The 19,249-nt window shown below is 75.2% G+C and carries 13 protein-coding genes; 6 read left to right on the top strand and 7 right to left on the bottom strand.

Annotated features, from left to right (window positions below; all coding sequences use genetic code 11):
• Positions 1-56: 56 nt before the first annotated feature.
• Together lipA and GA0070621_RS16130 are read left to right on the top strand one after the other, a co-directional pair.
• Positions 57-1,103, top strand: a complete 1,047-nt coding sequence (gene lipA / locus GA0070621_RS16125) for a lipoyl synthase (protein ID WP_197674060.1) — start codon at positions 57-59, stop codon at positions 1,101-1,103.
• A gap of 61 nt (positions 1,104-1,164) precedes the next feature.
• Entirely contained in the window at positions 1,165-2,991 is a 1,827-nt protein-coding gene (locus GA0070621_RS16130; RefSeq protein ID WP_167666962.1) for a DUF423 domain-containing protein, read from the top strand.
• A 33-nt stretch (positions 2,992-3,024) separates the two neighbouring features.
• Here GA0070621_RS16130 and GA0070621_RS16135 read toward each other — a convergent pair whose 3' ends face one another.
• Both GA0070621_RS16135 and GA0070621_RS30030 read right to left on the bottom strand, forming a co-directional pair.
• Positions 3,025-6,060 carry a helix-turn-helix transcriptional regulator gene (locus GA0070621_RS16135; protein WP_091202501.1) on the bottom strand — a complete coding sequence of 1,012 codons (3,036 nt, stop codon included), beginning with the start codon at positions 6,058-6,060 and terminating at the stop codon, positions 3,025-3,027.
• Between the two features lie 188 nt (positions 6,061-6,248).
• On the bottom strand, positions 6,249-6,416 hold the full coding sequence (locus tag GA0070621_RS30030) for a hypothetical protein (protein ID WP_167666964.1): 168 nt from the start codon (positions 6,414-6,416) through the stop codon (positions 6,249-6,251).
• 214 nt (positions 6,417-6,630) lie between these two features.
• On the opposite strand from GA0070621_RS30030, the gene GA0070621_RS16140 reads away from it, so the two are divergent.
• The 3 genes from GA0070621_RS16140 to GA0070621_RS16150 all read left to right on the top strand — a co-directional run bounded on the left by GA0070621_RS16140 (position 6,631) and on the right by GA0070621_RS16150 (position 9,303).
• Positions 6,631-7,320: a DUF4191 domain-containing protein gene (locus tag GA0070621_RS16140; protein ID WP_091196483.1), complete on the top strand. Its 690-nt coding sequence runs from the start codon at positions 6,631-6,633 to the stop codon at positions 7,318-7,320.
• Between the two features lie 100 nt (positions 7,321-7,420).
• Positions 7,421-7,984: a SigE family RNA polymerase sigma factor gene (locus tag GA0070621_RS16145; protein WP_091196486.1), complete on the top strand. Its 564-nt coding sequence runs from the start codon at positions 7,421-7,423 to the stop codon at positions 7,982-7,984.
• Positions 7,981-9,303 carry a hypothetical protein gene (locus tag GA0070621_RS16150; protein WP_091196488.1) on the top strand — a complete coding sequence of 441 codons (1,323 nt, stop codon included), beginning with the start codon at positions 7,981-7,983 and terminating at the stop codon, positions 9,301-9,303. The genes GA0070621_RS16145 and GA0070621_RS16150 overlap by 4 nt, the downstream gene beginning before the upstream one ends.
• Before the next feature lie 51 nt (positions 9,304-9,354).
• Here the strand turns inward: GA0070621_RS16150 and GA0070621_RS16155 are convergent, their stop codons facing one another.
• Positions 9,355-9,765, bottom strand: coding sequence for an RDD family protein (locus tag GA0070621_RS16155; protein ID WP_167666965.1), 411 nt, complete (start codon positions 9,763-9,765; stop codon positions 9,355-9,357).
• Positions 9,766-10,066: 301 nt separating this feature from the next.
• Here GA0070621_RS16155 and glnA point away from each other — a divergent pair, with 301 nt between their 5' ends.
• The gene (gene glnA / locus GA0070621_RS16160) at positions 10,067-11,491 is read left to right on the top strand and encodes a type I glutamate--ammonia ligase (protein ID WP_091196493.1); all 1,425 of its coding nucleotides are present in this window, start codon (positions 10,067-10,069) and stop codon (positions 11,489-11,491) included.
• A gap of 113 nt (positions 11,492-11,604) precedes the next feature.
• Here the strand turns inward: glnA and mptB (GA0070621_RS16165) are convergent, their stop codons facing one another.
• The 4 genes from mptB (GA0070621_RS16165) to GA0070621_RS16180 form a co-directional block, all read right to left on the bottom strand.
• Complete coding sequence (gene mptB / locus GA0070621_RS16165; RefSeq protein WP_091202503.1) at positions 11,605-13,110, bottom strand: polyprenol phosphomannose-dependent alpha 1,6 mannosyltransferase MptB; 1,506 nt, start codon at positions 13,108-13,110, stop codon at positions 11,605-11,607.
• Positions 13,111-13,122: 12 nt separating this feature from the next.
• The gene (mptB, locus tag GA0070621_RS16170; protein ID WP_091202505.1) at positions 13,123-14,526 is read right to left on the bottom strand and encodes a polyprenol phosphomannose-dependent alpha 1,6 mannosyltransferase MptB; all 1,404 of its coding nucleotides are present in this window, start codon (positions 14,524-14,526) and stop codon (positions 13,123-13,125) included.
• Positions 14,527-14,588: 62 nt separating this feature from the next.
• Positions 14,589-16,106 (bottom strand): hypothetical protein, encoded by a 1,518-nt coding sequence (locus tag GA0070621_RS16175; RefSeq protein WP_407940347.1) that lies wholly within the window; start codon positions 16,104-16,106, stop codon positions 14,589-14,591.
• 124 nt (positions 16,107-16,230) lie between these two features.
• A complete protein-coding gene (locus GA0070621_RS16180; protein ID WP_091196498.1) occupies positions 16,231-19,248 on the bottom strand; it encodes a bifunctional [glutamine synthetase] adenylyltransferase/[glutamine synthetase]-adenylyl-L-tyrosine phosphorylase in 3,018 nt (1,005 codons plus the stop codon).
• Position 19,249: the final 1 nt, after the last annotated feature.

Genomic DNA, 19,249 nt, shown 5'->3' on the forward strand with positions numbered 1-19,249 from the left:
GGCCGTGTGACAGCCTTTTCCCGTGGTTGGGTGTTCAGCGTCACGACATCTACGGCGTGACGGCGGTCGCCCGACGTTCATCGACCGGCACCGTCCGGCGTAGGCTCGGATTCGTGACGATCGAGCACTCCACGCCGACGACCCCGCAGGCCAACCGCAGCAGCACGGTGGCACCCGAGGGGCGGCGGCTGCTGCGGATCGAGGCGCGCAACGCCGAGACGCCGATCGAGCGAAAGCCGCCGTGGATCAAGGTCAAGGCCAAGATGGGGCCGGAGTACACCCAGCTGCGCGGGCTGGTCTCGCGCGAGGGGCTGCACACGGTCTGCCAGGAGGCCGGCTGCCCCAACATCTACGAGTGCTGGGAGGACCGGGAGGCCACCTTCCTCATCGGTGGCGACCAGTGCACCCGGCGCTGCGACTTCTGCCAGATCGACACCGGCAAGCCGGCCGAGTTCGACGCCGATGAGCCCCGCCGGGTCGCCGAGTCGGTCGCCGCGATGGGCCTGCGCTACGCCACCATCACCGGCGTCGCCCGCGACGACCTGCCCGACGGCGGCGCCTGGCTCTACGCCGAGACGGTCCGGCAGATCCACGCCCTCCGGTCCGGCTGCGGCGTCGAGCTGCTGATCCCCGACTTCAACGCGGTGCCGGAGCAGCTCGCCGAGGTGTTCGGCGCCCGCCCCGAGGTGCTGGCGCACAACGTGGAGACCGTGCCGCGGATCTTCAAGCGGATCCGGCCGGCGTTCCGCTACGAGCGCTCCCTCGACGTGATCCGCCAGGCGCGGGCCGCTGGCCTGGTCACCAAGAGCAACCTGATCCTCGGCATGGGCGAGGAGCGGGCCGAGGTCTCCCAGGCGCTGCGCGACCTGCACGAGGCCGGCTGCGAGCTGATCACCATCACGCAGTACCTGCGCCCCTCCCCCCGGCACCACCCGGTCACCCGCTGGGTCAAGCCGGAGGAGTTCGTCGAGCTGCGCGAGGAGGCCGAGGAGATCGGCTTCGCCGGCGTGATGAGCGGTCCGCTGGTCCGGTCGTCGTACCGCGCCGGGCGGCTCTACCAGCAGGCGCTCTCCGCCCGCGAGGGGGCGGTCGCCGCCGGCTGAGGCCGGCTCTCCGGCCGCGTCACCCACCGTCGGCCGCCGCCCGGATGCCATGATCGCAGGCATGACCGCCGGGGTACGCCAGGAGCCACGCGAGGGCGCTCACGCGAGTACGCCCCGGCGGCCCCGGCTGCCCGCGCTGCTCGCCCTGCTCGTCGGGCTGGCCGGGGTCGGGTACCGGCTGGCGCTGCTGCTCGCCGACGCCCCGCCGACCAACAGCGACGAGGCGACGATGGGGCTGGCCGCCCTGCACATCGCCCGGGGCGAGGACTTCCCGGTCTGGTTCTACGGCCAGGCGTACATGGGGCCGCTGGAGGCGTACCTCGCCGCGCCGCTGGTCGCGCTGACCGGGCCGTCGGTGCTCGCGATGCGGCTGCCCACCCTCGCGCTGTACGCGCTCTTCCTGGCCCTGTCCTGGCGGCTCACCCGACGGCTCGGCGGCGACGGCTGGTTCGGCCTGCTGGTCGTCGCTCTCCTCGCGCTCGGCTCGGACCGGGTCGTGAAGAACCAGCTCATCGCCGGCGGCGGCTACCCCGAGCTGAACCCGGCCGGGGTGGCGCTCGCCCTGCTCACCGTGGGGCTGTGCGCCGGCCGATCGGGGGCGCGACTGCTTCGCTGGGCGGCCTGGGGGCTGGTCTCCGGGCTGATGCTCTGGGTCGACCCGCTGCTGCTGCCGTACGTCCTCGGCACCGGTGTGGTCCTGATCGCCCGGCGACGGCGGGAGCTGGCCGGCCGGGCGGGGCTGGTCGTGGCGGGCACACTGTTGCTCGGCGCGGCGCCGATGCTGCTGGACAGCCTCCGGCACGGCCGCAACCCGCTCGCCGCGGTCCTGGCCGCCAGCGGCGGGGAGGCGGCGAGCTGGGGTGAGCGGCTGTACGGCGGCCTGGTGCTCGGGCCGCCGTTGGGCATGGGTTTCTGCTCACCCGGCCACTGCGCCGGCTGGCAGCTCTGGTGGGCGGTCGCCTTCCCGGCCCTGCTGCTCCTCGCCGCACTCACCGCCTGGCGCACCCTCCGAATGCCGACCCCACCCGCCCCCGACTCGCCACCGGCCCCGCTGCCCGCCACGCCCGACCCGTCCCCCACACCGCTGCCGCCGCGTGGAACCGCCGCAGATCTTGGAAACCTGCCGCTCGGACGAGACGGTAAGTGTCCAAGAGCCGGCGAACACGCGGTTGGCGACGACGACCGGCGCGGGTCGGCGGCGGTGCGGCTGGCGCTGCTGGCCGGGGCGGCGGCGGTGTTGCTCGCGTACACGGTGAGCAGCGCGGCCGGCCGGACCCCGGTGGAGAGCTCGCGTTACCTGTCCTGCCTCGCGGTCGCCACGCCCGCTCTGCTGTGGCCGCTGTGGCAGTTCTCTCGACGCCGGGTCGGCGACCTGGCGGTATCCGGGTCGGTCGGACACCACCACCTCGCCGATGTTCACCCGACCGACGGACCTGAACCGGCGGCGGGGGGCCGGCGCGCCCGGTTGACGGCCCTGGCGGCGATCGCCGTGCTGGCCGCCATCCTCGGTACGGCGGCCGTCGCCACCGCCGGCGCGATCCGTACGGTGCCGGCCACCCGCGCCGAGGCGGATCGGCACCGCGTGCTCGTCGACACCCTCGGCGACCTCGGCGTACGGCACGTGCGGGGCGGCTACTGGACCTGCAACCGGCTCACCTTCGCCAGCCGAGAGGAGGTGGTCTGCGCGGTGGTCGACGACGAGCTGCGCCCCGGCTTCGACCGCCGGCCGGCGTACCGGCGGGCGGTGGCGGCCGACCCCGACGCGGGCTGGGTCGCGCCGGTCGGATCGCCGCTGGCCGCCAGGCTAGACCGGCGGCTCGGCCCGGACCGGGGCGCGCTCGACGTGGTCACCGTCGACGGCTGGCGGATCTACCTGCCCCGGCGCTGATCCACCCGCTCCGAGACGCGCGGCGGGGAACGGTCAGCGGGCGTTCGGCTGCGACACCGGGTCGCGGTCGAGCAGGCCGAGGCGGTGGGCCAGCGCGGCGGCCTCCACCCGGTTGCGTACGTCCAGCTTGGCGATGATCCGGGACACGTGCACGCTGGCCGTCTTCGGCGAGATGAAGAGGCGTTCGGCGATCTGGCTGTTGCTGTGCCCCTCGGCGACCAGGCGCAGCACCTCCTGTTCCCGGCTGGTGAGCAGGTCCGGCCCGGGACGGCCACCGCCGCGCAGCCCGACCCGGCGGGCCAGGGTGGCCGCCTGCTCGCCCAGCGGGGTGGCCCCGAGCCGGGCGGCGATGTCGCTGGCCTCGCCGACCGCGGCGGCCACGACGTCCCGCTCGCCGGCCGAGGCCGCCGCCTCGGCCAGCCCGAGCAGCGCCCGGCCCAGCGGATACGGCTGCCCGGCCGCCCGCCACGCGTCCACGACCGCCCGCCACTCAGACAGACCTCCACCCACACCGCCACCGCCACCCGCACCGCCACCGCCACCCGCACCCATGCCGCCACCGCCACCGGCGCCGCCACCCGCACTCGCAGCGAGACCGGCAACCGCACCGGCACCGGCACCGGCACCGGCACCGGCGAGGATCGCGGCGACCTCGGCAGCGTGCGCCCGTTCGGCCGGATAGCGGGCGGGCAGGGCGGTGGCCATCGCGGCCACCGCACCGGCCAGCTCGGCGTCACCGACCAGCGCGGCGGTACGCGCCGCGGCGCTGAGCACCGGCCAGCCCTCCCGGGGCAGGTCGGCCAGGCGCTCGTCGGCCAGGGCGGCGCGGCTCGCCCCGAGCGCCGCCTCCTTGTCGTCCGCCGCGAGGGCGGCCTCGATCCGCAGCTCGCGCAGCGGCAGCCGGTGGCTCGGCCAGAGGTACGGGCGGCCCAGGAACGCCAGCGCCCGGCCGACCAGCTCGTCGGCGGTCGGGTGGGCCCGGGCCAGCCGCAGCCCGGCCCGGAGCTGGAGCCAGTGCAGCCCGGAGACGCCCGGCGGGTCGATCCGGGCGGCCTCGGAGCAGGCCGCGTCGGCCTCGTCCCAGCGGCCCAGTGCGATCAGCGCCTCGGCCCGGTTCGACAGCAGGTACGCCCCGATCGAGCGGCTGATCCCGACCCGGCGCGCCTCGGCCACCCCGGCGGCGGCCGCCTCGGCCGACTCCTGGTAACTGCCCAGCTCGTACAACACGTCGGAGAGGTAGACCAGGGCGCTCACCAGCGCCGGCGCGTTGTCGGTGGCCCGGGCCCGCGCCTCGGCCCGGCGCAGCTCGGCCAGCCCGAGGTCGGGTGTCCGGTCCGTACGGCGGAGCATGGCGATCCGGGTGGGCAGCAGGGCCAGGTCCCCGCCGACCGCCTCGGCGCCGGCCGTCGCCTCGGCCGCCACCGAGGCGGCCTGCCTCGGATCGACCTTCATCAGGTGTGCCGCGATGTCGGCGAGCAGACCCGACCGCTCCGGCCCGTCCGGCACCCCGGCCGCCAGCCGGTACGCCTCGCCCAGCTCGGCCGCGCCGTCGCTCTTGCCGAGCAGGGCCAGCAGCCGGCCCCGCTGATCCAGCAGCCGGGCGGCGCGCAGCGGCTCGGCGGCGCTGTCCACCTCGGCCAGCGCGGCCCGGGTCAGGGTGAGCGCCCGGCTCAGGTCGCCGGCGGTGTTGGCCGCGGCGAGGGTCTCCTCCAGCACCCGGAGGTGGTCCATGTCCAGCCGGTCGGCGGCGTCGGGCACCAGCTCCCACAGTTCGAGGACCCGTTCCAGCAGCCGGCTCTGCTCGGCGTACGCGTACCGGTCGGCGGCGGCGCAGGCGGCCACCCGGGCGGTGACCAGGGCGCGCGGGTGGTCGTGTGCCGCGTACCAGTGGTGGGCGATCTCGGCCGGGGCGCGACCGGCGGCCACCAGGTGCGGCTGCGCCTCGATCGCGGCGGCGTACCGGGCGTGCAGCCGGGCGTGCTCGCCGGGCAGCAGCTCGTCGTGCACGGCCTCGCGGACCAGCGCGTGCCGGAACTCGTAGTCGCCGTCCGGGTCGGCCACCACCAGTTGGCCGGCCACGGCCGCGCGCAGCGCGTCCTCCAGCTCGACCTCGGGCAGGGCGGCGACCTCGGCCAGCAGTTGGTGGGCGAAACGGGTCCCGCCGGCCGCGGCGATCCGCAGCACCCGCTGGGCCGGCTCGGGCAGCCGGTCGACCCGGGCCAGCAGCAGGTCGCGCAGGGTCTCCGGCAGGACGGCGCAGCCAACCGGGTCGCCCGCCGCGGCCAGCTCCTCGATGAAGAACGGGTTGCCCTGGGTACGGCGGTGCACGTCGTCGACGGCCCGGGCGGGGGGTTCGGCGCCGAGCAGGTCGGTGAGGATGGCCGCGGTGCCGTCCCGGTCCAGCCGGCCCAGCTCGACCCGGTCCACCCCGCGCGCCCGGTCCAGCTCGGCGAGGAAGGGGCGCAGCGGGTGGCCGCGGTGCAGCTCGTCGGTACGGAAGGTGCAGACCAGCAGCAGGCGGGCGGCGCGGGCGCCCCGGACCAGGAAGCCGATCAGATCCCGGGTGGACCGGTCGGCCCAGTGCAGGTCCTCGATGACCAGCACCAGCGGCCGGTCCTCGGCGATCCGCCGGAACAGGTCGGCGACCAGTTCGAACAGGTAGCCGCGCGGGGTGTCCGAGGCGGTCAGCCCGGCGGGTGTGGCGACGCCGGCCGGCACCCGGGCCAGCTCCGGCAGCAGCCGGGCGAACTCGGCCTCGTACCCGGCGAAGCGGGCCGGCCCGTCGCGGCGCAGCACCTCGCGCAGCGCGGCGGCGAACGGCGCGAACGGCAGGCCGGCCTCGCCGAGTTCCAGGCACTGGCCGACCAGCACCCGCGCGCCGGCGCCGCCGGCCAGGACGGCGAACTCCTCCAGCAGCCGGGTCTTGCCGACGCCGGCCTCACCGCCGACCAGGACGGTGGTGGCCTCCCCGGCGCGGGCCCGGCCGAGCGCCTCGCGCAGCCCGGCCAGCTCCTGCTGCCGGCCGACGAGGACGGTGCTGGCGGCGCGTACGGTCACGCCGTCGAGCATGCCATGACGGGCGCTCGTACCGTCCCGGCCGACCGGCCCGTCTCCCGCCGTCCCGGCCGCCCCCGTGCCGGCCGGGCCGGTGCCGTGCGGCGCGGCCCGGCCGGTCGCGTCCTCGCCGGCCGGGGCGGCCGTCGTCGCGCTCCCGTCTCCGCCGGTCACCGACGGCGCGGGCGGCGCGGCCGGCGTGGTCACCGGCCGTCGACGGTACGGGCGGCGTGCTGCCGGCGCCCTACCCAGCTTCGGTGCTGGCGGCGGGGCAGCGACCGGGCGAGCCGGTCGCGGGCCGCGTCGGCCTGGAGCTCGGAGGCGTAGCTGCGGTGGATGGCGAGTAGCAGGTCTGCGTTGTTGGCGAACATGTCCGGTTCCCCTGTCGTGCGGCTCGTGTCGTTGTCGATACCGACTTTCCGCTCGAAGGTGGCCTCGGGGCATGGGTCCGCCGCCCGATCTTCGACCCCGTCGCCTCCTTACCCGGGGGCCTCAGCCGCCCGGCGGCGACGTAAGGTACTCAGCCGCGCGGCGTGGGGGCGGCCACGGATCAACCGGTTGCGGGGCGACCACTAGACTTGCGGCATGGCAAAGCCCCAGGAGAAGGTTTCGTTCGGCCAGCGGCTGAAGCAGATCGGGATGGTCTTCCGGTTCACCGCCAAGCAGGACCGGTGGTTCGCGCCGCTGGTGGCCGCGGCGGTGCTGATCCCGCTCGCGCTCACCGTGGTCGCGGTCATTCTCCTGGGCTGGATCTGGCTGCCGATCGGCATCCTGCTCATCCTGCTCGCCGTGCTGATCGTGCTCAACCTGCGCTCCAACAAGGCGATGATGAACGCCGCCGAGGGGCAGCCCGGCGCGGCGGCGCAGATCATGGAGAGCATGCGCGGCGACTGGCGGGTCACCCCGGCCGTCAGCTCCACCACCCAGATGGACATGGTGCACCTGGTGATCGGCCGTCCCGGCGTGATCCTGCTGGCCGAGGGGAACCCGCAGCGCGTACGCGGTCTGCTCGGCCAGGAGAAGCGCCGGCTGGCCAAGGTGATCGGCTCCGCCCCGCTGCACGACTTCGTGATCGGCCAGAGCGAGGACGAGCTGCCCATCCGCAAGCTGCGGATGACCCTGATGCGGCTGCCCCGCACCCTCTCCCCGAAGGACGTCAACGCCCTCGACAAGCGGCTGAAGGCGCTCACCGCCCGCCCGCAGCTGCCCAAGGGCGCGATCCCGAAGAACATGCGGCCGCCGCGGGGCGCGTTCCGCCAGACCCGGGGTCGCTGACCCCCGTCGTACGCGAGCAGGAGCCGGGTCCGTCCTCGACGGGCCCGGCTTTCTCGTGTCCCGGTAAACCTCGCGCCGCCGGCCGTCGTCTGTACCCACGATGAAAGACGACGACGCCCCGACCTCGACGGACTCGTTCGACGACTTCGTCCGTAGCCGCTCGGCTGCCCTGCTGCGCTCGGCGTACCTGCTGACCACGGACCGGCACGCCGCGGAGGATCTGCTCCAGGAGGTCCTGGAACGGCTGTACGCGAAGTGGCGGCGAGCCCGCGCCGCGCCGGACACCTACGCCAGAAAGATCATGGTGAACCGCGCCATCGACCGTTGGCGGCTGCGGGGCCGACGGCCGGAGGCGACGCTGACCGACGGGGCCGGCCCGTCGGCCGCCGACCACGCCGACGACGTGGCCACTCGGCAGGCGGTGCTCGGGGCGCTGCGCGCCCTGCCGCCCCGGCAGCGTGCGGCCGTCGTGCTGCGCTACCTCGACGACCTCTCCGAAGCCGAGACCGCCCAGGCCATGGGCTGCTCGGTCGGCGCGGTGAAGAGCCACACGGCGCGGGGCCTCACCCGGTTGCGGGAACTGGCCGACCTCGGGCCCGTCGAACGCGACGCGCTGCCCGCCACCGGCGCCCGCACCTCTCCCATGATCCGGAGGATTCCATGACGTACGACCTGGACACCGACCCGGTACGACGGGCCCTGACGGTGACCGCGGACGGGGTACGCCCACCGGCCGACCTGGTGGACCGGGTCCGGCGGGGCGGCCGGCGCCGGGTCCGCCGGCGCCGCACCCTGGCGGGTGCGCTCGCCGTGCTGCTGCTGGCCGGCCTGGCCGGAGCCGTCCAGTGGGGCCGTGCTCCCGCCCCCGCCCAGCTTGCCGACGTGCCGGAACTCCTGCTCGATCAGCCGACCCGGGGTGACCTGGCCCACGACCGCGCCTACCTCGACCGGGTGGTCGCCACCTACGAACGGACCCGCGACGACACCCCGCTGGTGGGGTTGAGACTGACCCGCTCGCCCGCCGGGCCACCGCACGTGACGTGGGCGGGGAACACCCCGGCCGGTCCGGCCGCCGCCGTGGTGCAGCGGATGCGGGGCGATGGCGGCAAGTTGTCCGTGTTCATCCGGTTCATCGGTACGGACCGCGCCGGCAGGCCGGAACCAGTCGGCGCGGGCATCTTCGCGACCGGTTTCGACAGCTGGGCGTTCCTGACCGGTCCGGACCGGTCCGTGCTCGTGATACTGGACGTCGGCGACGACGTGGAGTGGTCCCGGGAGCGGACCTATCTCGCCGACCGGGTCACCCGCACCGACTGGCGACCGGTGACGTTCGCGGACGGGGCCGCCGTGGTCAAGGTGCCGCCGCAACGCAATCGGTACAGTGTGGCGATTCGCGATGGTTCGGGCACATATCTGAGGATCGGGAACCTGACCGACCCCACGGTGATCCCAAACGATCCCGGCCTCGGCTGGCACACCCCACCGGGGGGCGGTTGGCCGGCATCCAGACCAGCTCTCTTCCCGGTCGCCCCGCACGGCGCCGGGCTGGATCTGGAGGAAACCGTGCCGATGTTCCTCGGCAAGGGCGACAACGGCGGGGAGCATGAGCTGATCGGCCCGGCCACAGGACTTGACTGGATGGCGTACGGCCGCACCGAGCGGGGCGAGTTGTTCGTCGCCGCCGACGTACGCTTCGTCGGCGACCCCACCCGCACGGTCGTCTACATCGAGCCGCTGGACTCGACCCACCCGCGGTTCGGACCGGTCATCTCGGTGTACGGCGACGAGGTGGACGCGACCGCGACGCTGCCGGTGGCGGTACGGCTGCCGGACGAGCGGGGCTGGCTGGTGGCCCGCAAGGACGCCACGCTCAGTTACCTGGACCAGCACGGCCGATGGCAGAGCGCGGGCCGCCACGCCGCGCTACTCCCCGCCACCACCACCCGGGTACGGGTGGACGGCACCGAGGTCACGCTCGGCTGACCGGCGCCGGCCGGCATCCGTCCCCCACCAGGGCGGATGCCGCCGGGCGGATCAGGCGCGGGCGGGGCGGGGGGCGTCGGCGATGACCGAGTCGGTGAGACGGTCGTGCAGGCCGCGCCGGTGCCCGTCCATGATCAGGGCGGGTACGACCAGGGCGAGCAGCACGCCACGCAGCAGCGCCCGGAGCGGGCCGATCCGACCGCCGTCCGACCAGGCCAGGCAGCGGATCCGGGTGATGTACATGCCGGGGGTCTGGACGAAGAAGCCGAGGAAGAAGGCGTATTCGAGGATCAGCACCGCCACCGGCGGCCAGCCGTCCCGGGCCGGGTTGGCGAAGAGCCCGGATGCCAGCAGGCAGAGCACCCAGTCGATGATCAGCGCGCCGAACCGGCGGCCGAGGCCGGGCGGTGTGAAGGTGGGGTCCGTGGCGGGTGGGACCGGCACGGTGGCGGTGGTGGTCACAGCGGTCAAGGGTAGTCCCGCCCTCGGCGGGGCCGTTGGCGCCCGTGGTGGGCAGGGGTGTCGGTCACGGCCCGGGTACGGCGGTTCGGCACCTACCGAAGAATCGGACAGAAGCGATCAACCTGGCCGATTGGGGCACGGATTGCGTCACGCCAAGGGCGGTTGGCGGTGGCTCAGCGGGGTAGATGACGCTCCGCGAGGGACGTAACACGGCGGAAACAGAGGAGACACGGCCGAGCAACCCCACAGCCATACCGTCGCCAGGAGCCAGCCACCGGAGTGAGCCTGCCAGGAGGAACACGTGTTCGCCAATCCCGAGGAACTCCTGCGATACCTCAAGAACGAGGACGTGAAGTTCGTCGACGTACGTTTCTGTGACCTGCCCGGCGTGATGCAGCACTTCAACCTGCCGGTCGAGTCCTTCGACGACAGCGTCTTCACCGACGGCCTCGCGTTCGACGGCTCGTCGATCCGCGGCTTCCAGGCGATCCACGAGTCGGACATGCTCCTGCTCCCGGACGTCGCGACCGCCTTCATCGACCCGTTCCGCGCGCAGAAGACCCTCGCGCTCAACTTCTTCATCCACGACCCGTTCACCCGGGAGGCATACTCCCGCGACCCGCGGAACGTGGCCAAGAAGGCCGAGGCGTACCTGGCCGCGAGCGGCGTCGCCGACACCGCGTACTTCGGCGCGGAGGCCGAGTTCTACATCTTCGACTCCATCCGCCACGAGACGTCGGCGCACCAGTCGTTCTACTACATCGACTCGATCGAGGGCGCCTGGAACACCGGCCGCGAGGAGGAGGGCGGCAACCGCGGCTACAAGACCGCGTACAAGGGTGGTTACTTCCCGGTGCCGCCGGTCGACCACTACGCCGACCTGCGCGACAAGATCGTCCGCCGGCTGGTGGACAACGGCTTCACCGTGGAGCGCTCGCACCACGAGGTCGGCACCGCCGGCCAGTCGGAGATCAACTACCGGTTCTCCACCCTGCTGCACGCCGGTGACCAGCTCCAGCTCTTCAAGTACATCGTGAAGAACGAGGTCTGGGCCAACGGCAAGACCGCGACGTTCATGCCGAAGCCGCTCTTCGGCGACAACGGCTCCGGCATGCACACCCACCAGAGCCTCTGGCTGAACGGCGAGCCGCTGTTCTACGACGAGACCGGGTACGCCGGCCTCTCCGACACCGCCCGCTGGTACATCGGCGGCCTGCTGCACCACGCACCGTCGCTGCTGGCCTTCACCAACCCGACGGTCAACTCGTTCCGCCGCCTGGTGCCGGGCTTCGAGGCGCCGGTCAACCTGGTCTACTCGCAGCGCAACCGCTCCGCCTGCACCCGCATCCCGGTCACCGGCAGCAACGCCAAGGCCAAGCGGGTCGAGTTCCGGGTGCCGGACCCGTCCAGCAACCCGTACCTCGCCTTCTCCGCGATGCTGATGGCCGGCCTGGACGGCATCAAGAACAAGATCGAGCCGCCGGCGCCGATCGACAAGGACCTGTACGACCTCCCGCCGGAGGAGTGGGGCGACGTCAAGCAGGTCCCGGGCTCGCTGCCGGAGGTGCTCGACGCCCTGGAGGCCGACCACGACTACCTGCTCGACGGCGGCGTGTTCACGCCGGACCTGATCTCCACCTGGGTGGGGTGGAAGCGGGCCAACGAGGTCGACCCGGTGCGCCTGCGCCCGACCCCGCACGAGTTCGCGATGTACTTCGACTGCTGAGCACACGCTCCAGCAGCACCGGCCGGGCCGGCTCCGCGACCGCGGGGGCCGGCCCGGCCGGTTGTAGCGGCCCCGCAGTTCCTTCGCGTCCGACATATCGAATCGGGGGATCCTCACCGGACGCTGGCGCGTCGGGCCAGGGCCGCCCGGACCGCCCAGACCGCCACCGCCACGACCAGCGCGGTCATCAGGACCGCGCCCGGCGCCTTGGTGAACCTGGCCAGGTTGGCACCGTCGGGCAGGGTGAGGCAGGACGCCACCGCGCAGGGCGCCACGAACCACACGGTCCGGGCCACCGACACCGTCGCCACCGCCAGCACCGCCAACGGCCAGGTCGCGTACCAGGGGTGGAAGACCGGAGCGAGCAGCACCGTGGCGGCCAGCGCCAGGCCCGCCCCGACCAGGGTCACCCGGGGCCGGGCCACGGCCGGCCGGACCACCCGCTGCTGGACGTCGTTCAGCCGGCGCAGCGCCGTCCAGGACCGCCACCAGAGCGCCACCAGCAGCACCGCGAGCACCGCCAGCGCGACGACCCGGACCACCGCCACGGCCCCCGGCTCCCGGCCGAACAACTCGCCCACGTAGTCGATCACGAAACCCACCGCGGTCGGCGGTGAGGTCCACTGCTGCGACTCGCCGCTGCGGGCCACGCCACCCACCCAGCCCACGCCCAGCCCGGTGGCCAGCGAGGTGACCGCCAGCGTGACCACCACCGACCCGGCCAGCCAGCCGCCGTCACGGAGCAGGGCCCGCACGGTGTAGCGGCCCAGCACGGCGGCGAGCGCGGCGAACGGGAGCACCACCACCACGATCGCCTTCACCGCCACCGCCAGCCCCAGCAGCACCCCGGCCGCCAGCAGCGCCCACGGCCTGCCGGGGCGGCGCACCAGCACCAACAGGCCGAACAGGAGCAGCCCGAGCCCGACCGCGTCGTTGTGCGCGCCGGCCACCAGGTGCACCCCGACGAGCGGGCAGGCCAGCGCCAGCCAGGCCGCCCGCCGGGTCGGCACCCCGACCGCCCGGGCCAGCCCGGGCAGGCAGAGCGCGGCCAGCAGCACCCCCGCCACCGCGATCGCCCGCAGCAGCGCGATCGTCCCGGCCAGGCCGCCCCCGAGCAGCACCGCCAGGCCCGCCAGCAGGACGAAGAACGGCCCGTACGGCGCTGGCGTGTCCCGCCAGATCGGTGACACCGTGTCGGTCCAGGGGCAGCCCGCGGCGGCCACCCCCACCCGGTACGGATCGACGCCGTGCGTCCAGGACCAGCCCTGGCAGGCGTACGAGTAGACGTCCCGGCTGCCCATCGGCGGCACGGCCAGCATCGGCACCAGCCAGAGCCCGGCGGTCAGGTACGCCCACCGGGCCGACGGGGCGCCCCAGCGCAGCGACCACCAGGCCCACACCAGCAGGACGGTGCCGACCAGCCAGCAGCCGAGGGCCGCCGGGCCGTGCGGGGCCCGCCAGAGGTCGGGGAGTTCGCTGTTGGCGGAGGCGCCGGGCAGCGCCCCGCCCAGCCAGGCGGCGACGGACAGCAGCACGGCCCCGGCGAGGCCGGCGTAGCGGGCGACGGCGGCGGCGACGGGCCGGACCGGAGCGTCGGGCACCGCGCCGGGCTCGCTCACCGGCACCTCTCCTCAGTCGGCGGGGGCCGGCCGACGGGCCGCCCGAGCCGACCGTACCAACCGGACGGCCACCACGATCACCAACAGCGTCATCAGGGGCGCTCCGGGCATCTTGCTCCACCGGGGCAGGCCGGTGCCGTCCGGCAGGATCAGGAACGACGCGACGGCGGCGACCACGACGTACCACTTCTCCCGCAGCGCGGCGGTCGCGGCGAGGACGGCCAGCGGCCAGACCCAGTACCAGGGGTGCACCACCGGGGAGAGCGCCACGGTCAGGGCCAGCGCCAGCCCCGCGTGGTAGAGCGGGTCCCGGTTCCGGGCCCGCCACCAGAGCCAGACCAGCAGCACGGCCAGCAGCACCACGGCGATCCCCCGGGTCACCGGGAGCGCGTCGATGTGCGCGCCGAACAGCACCGCGAGATACCCGACGGTCTGGCCGACCGCGGTCGGCGGGGAGGTCCAGGCGACCGCGGCCCCACCCTGCGACAGGCCGCCGACCCAGCCGAAGTCGAGACCACCGCCGAAGGTCACCCCGATCAGGACGGCGACGGCACCGGCGACCACCCACCCGCCGTCGCGCACCAGCGCCCGGATCCGGTACGGCCCGACAATCGCCGCCAGCGCGGCGAACGGCACCACGACGAGGGCGGTCACCTTGACCGCCACGGCCACGCCGAGCAGCGCGCCACCGGCCAGCAGCGGACCGGGCCGGCCCGGCCGGGACGCCACCACGGCCAGCCCGGCGACCAGCGCCCCGACCATCAGGGCGTCGTTGTGCGGGCCGCCGATCAGGTGCATGGCGACCAGCGGGCAGGCCACGGCCAGCCAGACCGCCCGCTCGGCCGGCACGCCGCACCGCCGGGCGAGCACCGGCACGGCGTACGCGGTGAGCGCCACGCCGACCAGGCTGAGCAGGCGGAACAGCACGATGCTGGCGGTCAGCGAACCGGTCGCCTTGACCACCGCGCCGGCGAGCACCACGAAGAGCGGGCCGTACGGGGCCGGGGTGTCCCGCCAGATGTACGAGACGGTGTCCAGCCACGGGCAGGGCAGCGCCGACACCCCCTGCTCGTACGGGCTGATCCCGGCGGCGTAGCTGGCGCCCTGGCAGGCGTACGCGTACACGTCCCGGCTGCCGAACGGCGGCGCGACCAGCATCGGGAGCAGCCACAGCCCGGCGGTCACCAACGCCCAGCGGACCGACGGCACCCGGTCACGCAGCGACCACCAGGCCCACACCAGCAGCGCGGTGCCGACCAGCCAGCTACCGAGGATCAACGGCCCGTGCGGGCCCTGCCAGATGTTGACCGGGGTGGGGCGCAGGTTGCCGTGCGGGAACGCGCCGCCGAGGAAGGCGGCCACGGCGAGCAGCACCGATCCCGCCAGGCCGGTCCAGCGTGAGAGGTGGTGAGACACCCCGCCATGCTGCCAGCCGTGCCGGGCGGGACCGACGGTGGGCACCGGACCGGGTGGCGTGTTCAGCAGTGCCTCTCCGGCAGCAGGCTGCTGGAGACCGAGAATTCACCGGGGGCGTCGGCCCGTACCTCCGTCCACCCGTCCGGCCCCGGCCGCAGGCACCCGTCCGCCCCGGAAAGGGACAGCCAGCGCGACCACCGTACGCGGACCGGCACGTTCCCGGCCCGGTCCGTGCTGAGCCGCACCCGGGCCTGGTCGGCGGCCACCAGCCGGCCCGGCGCGCCGACCAGCGGCGTCGGGTCGGCCACGGCGTACAACCGCCAGTCGGGGTTGCGCCACACCTCGCGCAGGTAGGGCTGGCCGGCGAGGACCAGTTCGGCCTCGGCCCGCCCCCACCGGTCCGGCGGGGCGTCGGGCGCGACCGCGACGTACTGGACCGCCTCCCGGTGGAGCCAGTCCGCGTAGGAGTCGGCGGTCAGCGCGTCGCCGTAGAAGAGGGCGTTGCGGTCGGTGTCCACCTGCCGTTCCCATCCCCGCGCCAGGGGCACGGTCGGTGGCAGGTACGCCGACTCCCAGTGGTCCCGCAGCGGCACCACCTCGACCCGGCCCACCGGCTGCCGTCGGGCCAGTTCGTCGGCGAGCGGGCGGTGGAAGGCGGCGGCGCTCTCCGCCGAGCCGGCGCGGGTCACGTCGCTGACCATCACCGGGTTCTGCCACCAGACGGTGGCGGCGAGCAGTCCGGCCAGCCACGGGCCGGGCAGCCGGGCGTACCCGGCGAGCACCGGAAGCGCGAACAGCATCGGCAGCCGCAGCGCGTTGGAACCGATCGGGCTGGGCAGGTAGAAGGCCGCGACCAGCAACAGCACGGTGAGCGCCGAGCCGATCCGCAGTGCCCGGCACCGCCCGGGTACGACGGCGAAGACCAGCACGGCCAGCGCCACGTTGATCCGCATCGACTCGGCCGAGTACGGCTGGGTGCCGCCGTTGCCGAACAGCACGGCCATCGGGGCGAGCGCGAACGCGGGCGCGAGACAGAGCACCAGGCTCTCGGCCAGCGGGCGATCCGCCCGCCAGCCGCCCGGCAGCGCCCGACCCGGGCCGCCGCCCCGGCGCAGCCCGGCCAGCAGCAGCGCCGCGCCGGCCAGGCCGGTGAAGAGCCCGGCGACCGGGCTGGCCCAGGTGGCCGCCACGGCGAGCGCGGCGGCCAGCGAGAGCCGTATCGGTCGGCCCGGCCGCCCGACGCCGACCGCGCAGAGGGCGAGCAGCCCGAACGCCAGGCCGACGGCGAAGGTGATCCGGCCGCTGGCCAGGTTGCCGACCAGCACCACCGCGCCGAGCGCCCCGGCCAGCACCGGCCGGCGGGCCCGGTGCCGGACGAACAGCCAGCCCAGGGCCGCGGCGCCCAGCACGGCCGCGACGACACCGAGCGGTCGCGCCCCGAGCCACGCGCCCAGCCGGGCGGTGAACAGGCTGTAGCCGTACTGGTTGACCCCGCCGTACCAGCCGAGGTCGATCGGGGTGCCGCCGTGGCGTTCGACGAACCCGGCCCGGGCGACCTGCGCGGCCAGGTCGGTGCCCATCGGCGGGGCGAGCAGGAACGCCACACCGAGCAGCAGCGCGACCGCCGGGGCCGGCAGCCAGCCGGGGACCGCCCTGCGGTTGGCGCGTGGGCCTGCGGCGGGCCGGGCCGGGCGCGTCAGCACGTCAGCCACCGAAGACCCGTTCCATCGCGGCGCGGGAGCGGCGGCCGGTGCGCAGGTATTCGTCCAGGAACTCGCCGGGGTCGTCGCGGCCGACCAGGCGTACCACCCCGGCCAGCTCCACCCCGTGCCGGGGGAGCTGGTCCCCGGCCCGGCCGCGGACCAGCATCAGCGCGTTGCGGACCTGCGCCGCGAGGGTCCAGCCGGCGGCCATCTCCGCCGCGTCGTCGGCCTCGACCAGCCCGGCGTCGCGGGCGGCGGCGAGGGCGTCGAGGGTACGCGTGCCGCGCAGCTCGGCACGCCGGCCGGCGTGCCGGAGTTGGAGCAGCTGCACCGCCCACTCGACGTCGGCCAGGCCGCCCCGGCCCAGCTTGGTGTGGGTCGCCGGGTCGGCGCCCCGGGGCAGCCGCTCGGTCTCCACCCGGGCCTTGATCCGGCGGATCTCCACCACCTGCTCGCGGGTCAGCCCGTCGGCCGGGTAGCGAACCGGGTCGATCATCGCCTCGAACTCGGCGCCCAGGTCGGCGTCACCGCACACGAACCGGGCCCGCAGCAGCGCCTGCGCCTCCCACACCTTCGACCAGCGGGCGTAGTACTGGGCGTACGCGGCGAGGCTGCGTACCAGCGGGCCCTGCCGGCCCTCCGGGCGCAGGTCGGCGTCGACCCCGAGCGGCGGGTCGGGGGCCGGCGCGGAGAGCAGCCGGCGCAGCTCCTCGGCGATCGCATGGGCGGCGGCGCTGGCCGCCGACTCGTCCGCGCCCGGCGGCGGGTCGTAGACGAAGAGCACGTCGGCGTCGGAGAGGTAGTTGGACTCGTACCCGCCGAGCCGGCCCATGCCGATCACCGCGAAGCGCAGCCCCGGCGGGGCCGGCTGGGCGGCCCGGGCGGTCCGCAGCGCGGCGGCCAGGGTGGCGTCGGCGACGTCGGAGAGGGCGGTGCCGACGGCGGTGACGTCGGCGAGGCCGAGCCCGGCCCGCCCGTCCGGCTCGACGCGGTTCAGGGTGGGAGCGAGCGAGCCGGCCCGACTCAGCACGTCGGCGCAGGCGAGGCGGACCAGCTCCCGGCGGCGCAGGGCGCGCACCGCCCGGATGGCCTCGACCGGGTCGGCGTGCCGGGCCGCCGCGGCGACGAAGCCCTCGCCGAGCACCTCGCGGCTACGCGGGGTCAGCTCGCCGTCCTCGGCCAGCAGCCGCAGCGCCTCCGGCTCGCGGGCCAGCAGGTCGGCGGCGTACCGGGAGGAGGAGAGCACCCGGGCCAGTCGGCGGGCGACCGGGCCGGAGTCCCGGAGCAGCCGCAGATACCAGGGGGTGCTGCCGAGCTTGTCGGAGACCTGCCGGTAGTTGAGCAGCCCCCGGTCCGGTTCCGGCGCGTCGGCGAACTCACTGAGCAGCACCGGCAGCAGGGTGCGCTGGATCGCGGCGGTCCGGCTCACCCCGCCGGTGAGGGCCTGGAGGTGGCGCAGCGCCCCGGCCGGGTCGGCGAAGCCGAGGATCTCCAGCCGGTGCCGGGCCGCCTCCGGGGTGAGCCGCAGTCCCTCGGCGGGCACCCGGGCCACCGACTCCAGCAGCGGCCGGTAGAGCAGTTTCGCGTGCAGCCGCCGTACCTCGGTGGCGTGCGTGACCCACTCGGCGCGGAACTCCTCGACGGCGCTGCGGCCCGGGGTGGCCACGTGGCCGAGCGCGGCGGCCAGCCAGCGCAGCGCGGCCGGCTCGGCCGGCACGGTGTGGGTCCGGCGCAGGCCCTGGAGCTGGAGCCGGTGCTCGACGCCGCGCAGGAAGCGGTAGCCGAGCAGCAGCGCCTCCCCGTCGGCCCGGCCGACGTAGCCGCCGGCGACCAGCGCGCGCAGCGCGGGGATCGTCCCCGGCGCCCGCAGCGACTCGTCGCCCCGGCCGTGCACGAGCTGAAGCAACTGGACCGCGAACTCGATGTCGCGCAGCCCGCCCGGGCCGCGCTTGATCTCGCGTTCCAGCTCCTTCGGCGGGATGTTGTCGATGATCTTCCGGCGCATCGCGCGGACGTCCTCGACCGCCTCCGGCCGTTCCGCGGCGGTCCACACCAGCGGCGCGAGCGCCTCGATCCACTCCCGGGCGAGGCCCAGGTCGCCGGCCGCCGGCCGGGCCTTGAGCAACGCCTGGAACTCCCACGTCCGGGCCCAGCGGCGGTAGTAGGCGAGGTGGCTGGCGAGGGTACGCACCAGCGGCCCCCGGTTGCCCTCCGGCCGCAACGCGGCGTCGACCGGCCAGGCGACCAGCCCGCAGACGTGGATCAGCCGGGTGGCGACCAGGGTCGCGGCGGCCAGGTCGTCGTCGGAGGCGGCGACGAAGATGACATCCACGTCGGAGACGTAGTTCAGCTCCTCGCCACCGCACTTGCCCATCGCCACCACGGCCAGCCGGGGCCGGGCCGTGCCCTCCGGCAGCTCGTCGACGGCGAACTGGTACGCGGCGGCGAGGGTGGCGTCGGCGAGCCCGGAGAGCGCCGCCATGGTCTGCTCCAGCCCGCGCCCGCCGGTCAGGTCCGCCGCCGCGATCCGCAGCAGCGCCAGCCGGTACGCCTGCCGCAGCACCGGCACCGGGCCGGTGGCGCCGGTCAGCCGGGCGGCGGCGGCCAGGTCCAGGCGGCCGTCGGCGGACGGCGCGAGCCCGTCCGGATCGGTGGCCAGCACCACCCACTGGCCGGGGTTGGCCACCAGGTGGTCGCCGAGCGCCGCGGACGCGCCGAGCACCGCGACCAGGCGCCGGCGCAGCCCCGGGTCGGCGGCCAGGGCGTCCAGCACCGCCGGCTTCGCCGCGCTACGGCGTTCCGCCTCGACGAGGCGGTGCAGCTGGCGCAGCGCCAGGTCCGGGTCGGCGGCCCGGGAGAGGGCGGCCAGCAGCTCGCCGGCCCGCTCGTCGGCGGGCTCCTGGACGTCCGGCCGCCACAGCCCGAGCCCGTCCGGGCCGAGCAGGTCGGCGGCCCGCGCCCGGCCGTCGCCCTCGGCGAAGCCGTACCGGGCGAGGCGTCCCCTGGTCGGGCGGGTCACC

The organism is Micromonospora narathiwatensis, assembly GCF_900089605.1.
Lineage (GTDB): Bacteria > Actinomycetota > Actinomycetes > Mycobacteriales > Micromonosporaceae > Micromonospora > Micromonospora narathiwatensis.